This window comes from Vibrio sp. Y2-5 (genome assembly GCF_014596725.1).
In the GTDB taxonomy this organism is placed as follows: Bacteria; Pseudomonadota; Gammaproteobacteria; order Enterobacterales; family Vibrionaceae; genus Vibrio.
Window position 1 is genome coordinate 139,637 of the sequence record NZ_JACVEG010000010.1, and the last position, 8,500, is coordinate 148,136.

Annotated in this window: 8 protein-coding genes; 5 read left to right on the top strand and 3 right to left on the bottom strand. The window is 43.1% G+C overall.

Features of this window, described 5'->3' with window-relative positions; all coding sequences use genetic code 11:
• Positions 1-47: 47 nt before the first annotated feature.
• The 3 genes from HUO09_RS19220 to metN are packed head-to-tail and all read right to left on the bottom strand — an operon-like array spanning position 48 to position 2,593.
• Entirely contained in the window at positions 48-857 is an 810-nt protein-coding gene (locus tag HUO09_RS19220) for a MetQ/NlpA family lipoprotein (RefSeq protein ID WP_167412987.1), read from the bottom strand.
• Positions 858-891: 34 nt separating this feature from the next.
• Positions 892-1,569, bottom strand: a complete 678-nt coding sequence (locus HUO09_RS19225; protein WP_167412988.1) for a methionine ABC transporter permease — start codon at positions 1,567-1,569, stop codon at positions 892-894.
• Positions 1,559-2,593, bottom strand: coding sequence for a methionine ABC transporter ATP-binding protein MetN (gene metN / locus HUO09_RS19230; protein ID WP_167412989.1), 1,035 nt, complete (start codon positions 2,591-2,593; stop codon positions 1,559-1,561). Before metN ends, HUO09_RS19225 begins: the two co-directional genes overlap by 11 nt.
• Positions 2,594-2,860: 267 nt before the next feature.
• On the opposite strand from metN, the gene gmhB reads away from it, so the two are divergent.
• The 5 genes from gmhB (at position 2,861) to treC (ending at position 8,346) form a co-directional block, all read left to right on the top strand.
• Positions 2,861-3,418 (top strand): D-glycero-beta-D-manno-heptose 1,7-bisphosphate 7-phosphatase, encoded by a 558-nt coding sequence (gene gmhB / locus HUO09_RS19235; RefSeq protein WP_188235038.1) that lies wholly within the window; start codon positions 2,861-2,863, stop codon positions 3,416-3,418.
• A 95-nt stretch (positions 3,419-3,513) separates the two neighbouring features.
• Positions 3,514-3,873 (top strand): MliC family protein, encoded by a 360-nt coding sequence (locus HUO09_RS19240; RefSeq protein ID WP_223159498.1) that lies wholly within the window; start codon positions 3,514-3,516, stop codon positions 3,871-3,873.
• Between the two features lie 79 nt (positions 3,874-3,952).
• Complete coding sequence (gene treR / locus HUO09_RS19245) at positions 3,953-4,900, top strand: trehalose operon repressor TreR (RefSeq protein ID WP_188235039.1); 948 nt, start codon at positions 3,953-3,955, stop codon at positions 4,898-4,900.
• A 265-nt stretch (positions 4,901-5,165) separates the two neighbouring features.
• A complete protein-coding gene (gene treB, locus HUO09_RS19250) occupies positions 5,166-6,590 on the top strand; it encodes a PTS trehalose transporter subunit IIBC (RefSeq protein WP_188235040.1) in 1,425 nt (474 codons plus the stop codon).
• Positions 6,591-6,654: 64 nt separating this feature from the next.
• Positions 6,655-8,346 carry an alpha,alpha-phosphotrehalase gene (treC, locus tag HUO09_RS19255; RefSeq protein WP_188235041.1) on the top strand — a complete coding sequence of 564 codons (1,692 nt, stop codon included), beginning with the start codon at positions 6,655-6,657 and terminating at the stop codon, positions 8,344-8,346.
• The last annotated feature ends 154 nt before the right edge of the window (positions 8,347-8,500 follow it).

An 8,500-nucleotide genomic window follows, 5' to 3' on the forward strand; every position in this document is an offset into this window, starting at 1 on the left:
AACTGTTAGTATTTTTTAACAGATAGTGATAACGAAAAGGTTATCGATTACCAGCCTTTAACCGCGCCACCTTGGAAGATGTCAGATGCAGCTTTAGCTACTTCATCTGTTTGGTACGCTTTTAGGAAGGTTTGTACATTTTCAGAGTTTACGTTGTCTTCACGAGCAACAAGCAAGTTCACGTATGGTGATTCTTTGTTTTCTACGAAGATACCATCTTTCTCTGGAGTCAGGTTGATAGAGCTTGCGTAAGTTGTGTTGATGATAGAAAGCGCTACGTCATCAAGAGAACGTGGAAGTTGAGCGGCGTCTAGTTCAACAATCTTGATGTTTTTAGGGTTTTCTACGATATCACGAACAGTCGCCAGCAGACCTACGTCTTCACGTAGTTTGATCAGACCTTGTTGCTCAAGAAGTAGAAGAGAGCGACCTAGGTTTGTTGGATCGTTTGGTACAGCAATACGGTCGCCGTCTTTGATCTCATCAACAGATTTTACTTGTTTAGAATAGCCTGCGATTGGGTAAACAAACGTGTTACCTGCAATAGCCAGTTTGTAACCACGGTCAGCGATTTGTTGATCTAAGTATGGCTTGTGTTGGAATGCGTTTGCATCGATTGAACCATCATCAAGCGCAGCGTTTGGTGTTACGTAATCAGTGAAAGTGACAAGTTCAACATCTAGGTTATATTTGTCTTTTGCAATTTTCGCTGCCACTTCTGCTACTTGAGCTTCAGCACCTGCAATAACACCGATTTTTACTTTACTCGTATCCGCTTCTTTATCACCACAGCCAGCTAGCACAAGCGCAGATGCCGCAGCAGCAATGGTCAGTAAACTTTTAAGATTGAATTTCATGATAATCTCCTTGTTAGAAATTCTTATATCGTTTTTATCTGTGATCAACGCGGCGTACGAATGCATCACCGATTGATTGAATTATTTGTACTAGAACAATAAGCATGACAACAGTTACTGCCATTATCACAACATCGTAACGGTGGAAGCCGTAACGAATAGCCACATCACCTAGGCCGCCACCGCCCACTGTGCCTGCCATCGCTGAGTAACTGACAAGAGTCACGAGCGTGATGGTTACAGAGTTAAGAATGGTCGGCATTGCTTCTGGTAACAGCACCTTGCGAATAATTTGCATTGGTGTTGCACCCATAGATTGTGCAGCTTCAACAAGACCCGTTGGAACTTCCAACAATGCCCCTTCAATCAAACGCGCAACAAAAGGAATTGCGCCGATAGTTAAAGGTACGATTGCTGCTGTTGTGCCAATGAACGTACCCACAAGCAATTTGGTTACTGGGATAATCGCTACCATCAATACAAGAAACGGTACTGAACGGCCAATGTTGACGATTGCGCCAAGTATGCCGTTTAACTTAGTGTTTTCTAGCAAACCACCTTTTTTAGTCGTGTGCAGAATAACGCCCAGTGGAATACCCAGCGCGAAGCCAATAGCGCCAGCAACAGCTACCATATACAATGTCTGCCAAGTTGCTGTTAAAAGCAGGTCACCGTTTAGTGATAACCAATTAGCAATGGTATTAAAGGACATAACCAAGCACCTCTACTTTTACTTTGTTGTCACGAAGGTATTGAATTGCAGCATTATCGTTTTCTTCATTACCGAAAATTTCCGCTACCATCATGCCGAATTTCACACCGCCAGCGTAATCAAGATCGGAACTTAAGATGCTGACATCAATGTTGAATTTGCGCGAAATTTGCGACATCAACGGTGCATCAACAGTTGCGCCAGTAAATTCCAAACGCACTAATGGGTAACTGCCTTCAACTCGTGTTGGCTGCAAACGTACTTGGTAATCATCAGGAATCGATAAATCCAGCGTTGAACGAATGAACTGATGAGCAAGTTCCGTTTTCGGATGAGCAAAAATGTCACCCACAGAACCTTTCTCTACTAATTCACCGTCACCGATGATAGCCACTTGGTGACATATACTTTTTACAACATCCATCTCGTGAGTAATCAACAAGATAGTAATGTTTAACTTGCGGTTAATCTCTTTCAAAAGTTCAAGGATTGACTGCGTCGTCGCAGGATCGAGAGCACTGGTTGCTTCATCGCACAGTAGTACTTTTGGATCTGACGCCAGAGCACGAGCTATCGCTACACGTTGCTTTTGACCACCACTTAGATTGGATGGATAAGTATCACGTTTCTCTGCCAAGCCAACCAATTGAAGAAGTTCAGAAACTTTCTTCTCAATATGACTAATACTTTGACCTGCAAGCTCTAATGGCAGAGCTACGTTTTCAAACACAGTGCGTGAAGAAAGCAGATTAAAATGCTGGAAAATCATGCCGATGTTGCGGCGTGCTTCGCTCAATTGCTTCGAGCTCAGCTTAGTTAGGTCAACACCATCAACAATAACGCTACCGTTAGTTGGGCGCTCTAACATGTTCACACAACGAATCAGGGTACTTTTACCCGCACCTGATGAGCCAATAACACCGAAGATCGTGCCTTGTTGGATGTTAAGGTTGATGTCTTTTAAAGCATTGATTTCTTTTGTGCCTTGATAGAAGACCTTGTTGACGTGACTAATCTCAATCATTGAAAAACCTGCGCAGGGATAAATCTTGGTTGTTTTGTAACGAGTTACCTATCTATTACTAAAACAGTAGCAACAACAGAATAAAATATTTAACTCGTTCTAACTTGGTAGAGGATGCTATGGCTTAACTCAGTTCAAGTCAATAGATATTTTTACGTCTAGACGTCTAAATGGTCATTGGCGTGATACTGTTAAGTAATTAGATAGTGATGAAAGAAATAAAGCGTGCAATAATTCCCGTAGTTTGACTTTAAAGAGATGAATATTTTGGCGAAACCAGCTGTGTTTTTAGATCGTGACGGCGTAATCAATGTCGATCATGGCTATGTAAGCGACGAACATGATTTTGAGTTTATCGACGGTGTATTTGAAGCCGCGAAAAAGCTGCAAGAAATGGGCTATCTACTTGTCTTGGTGACCAACCAGTCGGGTATTGCTCGTGGAATGTTCAGTGAAGATCGCTTTCTGTCATTAACACAGTGGATGGACTGGAATTTCGTTGATAACGGCGTTGAGCTTGATGGTATTTACTATTGTCCTCACCATCCAGACCATGGTGAAGGTAAGTATAAAGAAGACTGTGACTGCCGTAAGCCAAAGCCGGGTATGTTTATCTCTGCACGTGATTTCCTGAAGATCGATATGGCGAACTCTGTAATGGTAGGAGACAAAGCGGAAGACATGATGGCCGCTGAAGCCGCTGGTGTCGGAACCAAGATCTTAGTGCGTACAGGCAAGCCTGTAACTGAAAAAGGTGAAAGTTTAGCCACGGTTGTACTGGACAGTTTGCGTGATGTGCCTAACTATTTAAAAGAGCGTAAATAATACCATTACTAGTAATCGGTAGTTTATACATTGCTGGGAGTGGTATTGAGAGGTCGCTTAGGCGACCTTTTTTATCATTTGAAGAGAGAATCATCATGAATAGAAAGGATATCGTGTTCGCATTCTGCTTGATGGCGCTACCCTTGACTGCACTAACGGCGTGTTCAAGTTCAACTGAAGTTGATGGGCTTAAAGTTAGGGACAGTGATTTTCAACATTACGTCTGTGACGATGAAAAGCAATTTGATGTCGCTTATGTATCATCAGAAAACGCAGTATTAAAAACCTCTGAAAGTCTATATCGCTTGGTTCGTATTCCTTCTGGCTCTGGAGAAAAGTACATATTGGATGATCATACCTCAGCGGTGGTTAATCCTGTTACCTTGTTCACGAAAGGTGAGGATGCTAGGTTAGAAGTCAAAGGTATTATTTATAAAACTTGCCGGATTGAGTGAAATTTTGCTTATATATGGCCTTGAGAAGAAGTAGTGCGGTGGTTTTCCACCGCTTTTATCACCTTGCAGACCGTATTTCATGAGCAAAAAACTCACTATCCTTGATATTGCTAAACTTTCCGGAGTCGGTAAATCTACCGTTTCTCGTGTACTTACCAATGATCCAAAAGTGAAACCTGAAACTCGTGAGAAGGTCGAGCGGGTTATTGCTGAATCTGGATATGTCCCTTCTAAATCGGCACAGTCAATGCGTGGCGGTAGCCAGAAAGTCATCGGTGTGATTATTTCTCGCCTTGATTCGCCTTCAGAAAACCGTTCTGTCAGCAGCATGCTTGAGATTTTTTACGCTCATGGTTATGACGTTGTGATCATGGAGAGCCAGTTTGACCGACAGAAAACTAATGAACATTTGGACGTATTGCTCAAGCGCAATGTGGACGGGGTGATCATTTTTGGCTTTACGGATTTAGATGCGCAAGCTTTGGTACCTTGGCAGCTGAAATCAGTGGTAATAGCCACTCATTCAGAGCAGGTTTCCTCAATTAACTACGATAATACTGGTATCATTAATCAGGCGTTGGATTACGTTAAGCTGCAAGGGTTAAAGCAAGTCAGCTTTATCGGCGTCGATCCTCAAGATGCCACTACGGGTGAAATGCGTTTGCAAGCCTATTTAGATTGGTGTCAGGAACAACAAATCACGCCCTGTTATCAAACGGGTAAATTAAAACATGAAAGTGCTTATCAACTGGTTGACCAGGTGTTATCCGAAAATACGCAAGCTATCGTCTGTGCCAGTGATACTTTAGCTTTAGGCGTGATTAAGCGCTTGCAAGAGTGTCAACGTGAAGATGTTGTGGTGACAGGTGTCGGTGGTAATGAGTTGCTAACTTTCTTGTTCCCAAAAGTCTACAGTGTTGATCCCGGTTATCGGCAGGCTGGATCACAGGCGGCGAATCTGCTCATTTCCCATCTCAGTGGGGAAGTTCAAGATCTGGTGCATCTCACTCAAGCTCCTGCCATCTGAGCGCCATCGATATTAACCAATAGGGCGAGAAAATTCTTTCTCGTCTTAAATACCTTTCCTCTGATCATTTCTCTTCTTGACTACGTAAAACGTTGCTTATCATTTGTTGATAAAAACACCGCCTAATGTGATCGTTCTCAATTTATGGGACTGTTCCCATTTTAAGTCTGAATTGTATGTGCCACTATACTTAAAATTCGGTGGGAATGTTCCCATTGTCATTTCAACTAATATAAAAGCTATAAGTAACAGGGTGGACAAGGGTATGAGTAAGATAGTGAGACAAGATGTAAAACGTCTTGTTGAATTGGTTGGTGGTAGTGAAAATATCGCCAGTGTTAGCCACTGCCTAACACGTTTACGATTTGTATTAAATGAACCAGAAAAGGCTGATAAGAAAGGTTTGGAATCGCTGAGTTTAGTGAAAGGTTGTTTTACTAACGCAGGGCAATTCCAAGTAGTGATCGGTACTGAAGTCGACCAAGTATTTAAAGTGCTGTTGGATATTACAGGTCAATCTGGAGCTTCAAAAGAAGATGCGAAGCTCGCAGCACGCCAAAACATGAATCTTTTGGAACGCGGTATCTCCCATCTTGCAGAAATTTTTGTACCGCTACTTCCTGCGATTATTACCGGTGGTTTGATCTTGGGTTTCCGTAATGTGATTGGCGACATCAAGATGTTCGACGGTCAGACTTTAACGGAAATCAGTCAATTCTGGGCAAGTGTTCACTCATTCCTATGGTTAATCGGTGAAGCTATTTTCTTCTTCCTGCCAGTTGGTGTCTGTTGGTCAACGGTGAAGAAGTTAGGTGGGACGCCAATTCTTGGTATCACTTTAGGTGTAACACTGGTTTCCCCTCAACTGATGAATGCTTATCTGATTGGTAAACAAGTACCAGAAGTGTGGGATTTTGGCCTGTTTGTGATTGAAAAAGTGGGTTATCAAGCTCAGGTTATCCCCGCGATTTTAGCGGGTGTGGTGCTTGCCTTTATTGAAAACAGCTTAAAACGAGTGGTTCCAGCTTATCTCTATCTGGTTGTTGTACCGTTTGTATCATTAATTCTGGCTGTCATCTTAGCGCATACCTTAATTGGACCGTTCGGCCGTATATTAGGCAATGGCGTTGCTTTTGCTGCCAAAGCTGCAATGACGGGTGATTTCGCGGTACTGGGCTCAATGATATTTGGTTTCTTGTACGCACCACTGGTGATCACAGGTATTCACCACACCACCAACGCTGTTGATTTACAGTTGATGCAAGAGCTAGGCGGCACACCAATTTGGCCTTTAATTGCCCTTTCTAACATCGCTCAGGCTTCAGCTGTTGTCGGCATCATTCTGATCAGTAAGAAACATGGAGAGCGCGATATTTCTGTACCAGCGGCAATTTCTGCTTATTTAGGGGTAACAGAACCTGCAATGTACGGTATCAACCTCAAATATAAGTTCCCAATGCTATGCGCAATGATTGGTAGTGCTCTGGCTGCGGCAGTATGTGGTAGTGCTGGTGTAATGGCGAATGGTATCGGTGTGGGTGGTTTGCCGGGCATCTTATCTATCCAGCCTCAGTACTGGAGTATCTACCTTGTTGCAATGTTGGTCGCGATTGTGGTTCCAGCGGCGCTGACTTTAGTGATGTACAAGCGTGCGCAAGGCAAAGGTGTTTTATCAACCGCTTCGGCATAGCGTTTTTATGAGTGGCTTTTTGCCACTCTTTTTCTATTTTTGATTTTTGGTAAGTGAGAAAAGAATGGCCTTTGCTAATAGTGAATCCGACTGGTGGAAAACCGCATCGATCTATCAAATTTACCCTAAGAGCTTCTGTGACAGCGGCGCGAAAGGAACCGGAGATATCCAAGGCATTATTTCTAAACTGGATTATCTGAAAACTCTGGGCATTGATGCCATCTGGTTAACGCCTGTGTATCAGTCACCAATGATTGATAACGGTTACGACATCGCGGATTACTACTCGATCAATCCTGATTTTGGCACCATGAATGACTTCGATAACCTGCTTGATCTGGCTCATCAGAAAGGCATTCGCATCATTATGGATATTGTTGTTAATCATACTTCGACACAGCACATGTGGTTTCAGTCTGCGTTGGCAGATAAAGCTAGCCCTTATCGTGACTACTACATTTGGAAGTCTCCAGTCGATGGCAAAGCGCCGAATAACTGGCAGTCGAAGTTTGGTGGCAGTGCTTGGGAATATGATGAAAAGTCTAACCAATATTACTTGCATCTGTTCGCTAAAGAGCAGGCGGATCTGAACTGGGAAAATCCTCTGGTTCGGGACGAAGTAAAAGAAGTGATCAGCTTCTGGGCTGAGAAAGGTGTGGACGGCTTTCGTTTGGATGTGATTAACCTGATTTCCAAACAACAGGATTTTCCAAACGACGAGGAGGGGGACGGTCGTCGTTTTTATACTGATGGCCCACGTGTGCATGAGTTTTTACAAGAAATCAGCCGAGACGTTTTCCAAAAGTATGGCAGTGTTACTGTGGGAGAAATGTCGTCGACGGCATTGGATCATTGCCAGCAATATTCTTCATTAGATAACAAAGAGTTGTCTATGGTGTTTAACTTCCACCACCTGAAAGCGGATTACCCCAATGGTGAAAAGTGGACCAAAGCCCCCTTTGATTTTATACAACTCAAGCAGGTATTTAACCATTGGCAAACAGGCTTGAATGGGAAAGGTTGGGGAGCACTGTTCTGGTGTAATCACGATCAACCCCGAGTGGTCAGTCGTTTAGGTAATGATAGTGAGTACCGTATTGAGTCGGCCAAAATGCTCGCAACGTCAGTGCATATGATGCAAGGCACGCCTTATATCTACCAAGGTGAAGAACTTGGTATGACAAACCCGGGTTATACCTCTATTTCGCAATACCGAGATGTTGAAAGCACCAATATGTACGAGATTATGATCAAGCAGAAAGGTGTCACTGAAGCGGATATGTTGGCAATTCTGGCGCAGAAATCTCGTGATAATTCCAGAACGCCAATGCAATGGAATAGTAGCCGATATGCAGGTTTCAGTGCGGGAGAACCTTGGATTTCTGTCGCCAGCAATTATCCCCAAATCAATGCAGAACAAGCTTTAAGTGATGAGGATTCGGTATTTTATTACTATCAAAAGTTAATTCAGTTGAGAAAGGATATTACCGTTATTAGCGACGGTGATTATCAAGACTTACTGCCCGAGCACGAAGCCATTTTTGCTTATCAAAGACGCAGCGCTACACAGACGCTGGTGTGTTTGAACAACTACTATGGTGCTGACGCAGAGTGTGAATTGCCGCAAGAACTTGAGCTCAATAATGCACGTTATCTTATCGGCAATTATTCAGACATTGATAATCATAAGGTTGAATATAAGCAAAGGTTAAGAGCTTACGAAACCAGAGTCATTTTGATTGAGCACCCCCTGTAGTCTCAATAAACACAAGCCCCTTTTATAGGGGCTTGTTCTTTTGCTCTAATGCTCTGATATTGTTAGAGTATTCTGAAATGAAAAAAGCCAGCTCAATGAGCTGGCTTTTCTGTATATGGTGGAGGGGGACGGATTCGAACCATCGAAGGCGGAG

Excerpts from the sequence above, each read along its gene's own strand:
- HUO09_RS19220 (WP_167412987.1), bottom strand. The coding sequence starts at position 857 with ATGAAATTCAATCTTAAAAGTTTACTGACCATTGCTGCTGCGGCATCT.
- HUO09_RS19225 (WP_167412988.1), bottom strand. The coding sequence starts at position 1,569 with ATGTCCTTTAATACCATTGCTAATTGGTTATCACTAAACGGTGACCTG.
- metN (WP_167412989.1), bottom strand. The coding sequence starts at position 2,593 with ATGATTGAGATTAGTCACGTCAACAAGGTCTTCTATCAAGGCACAAAA.
- HUO09_RS19240 (WP_223159498.1), top strand. The coding sequence starts at position 3,514 with ATGAATAGAAAGGATATCGTGTTCGCATTCTGCTTGATGGCGCTACCC.
- treR (WP_188235039.1), top strand. The coding sequence starts at position 3,953 with ATGAGCAAAAAACTCACTATCCTTGATATTGCTAAACTTTCCGGAGTC.
- treB (WP_188235040.1), top strand. The coding sequence starts at position 5,166 with ATGAGTAAGATAGTGAGACAAGATGTAAAACGTCTTGTTGAATTGGTT.
- treC (WP_188235041.1), top strand. The coding sequence starts at position 6,655 with ATGGCCTTTGCTAATAGTGAATCCGACTGGTGGAAAACCGCATCGATC.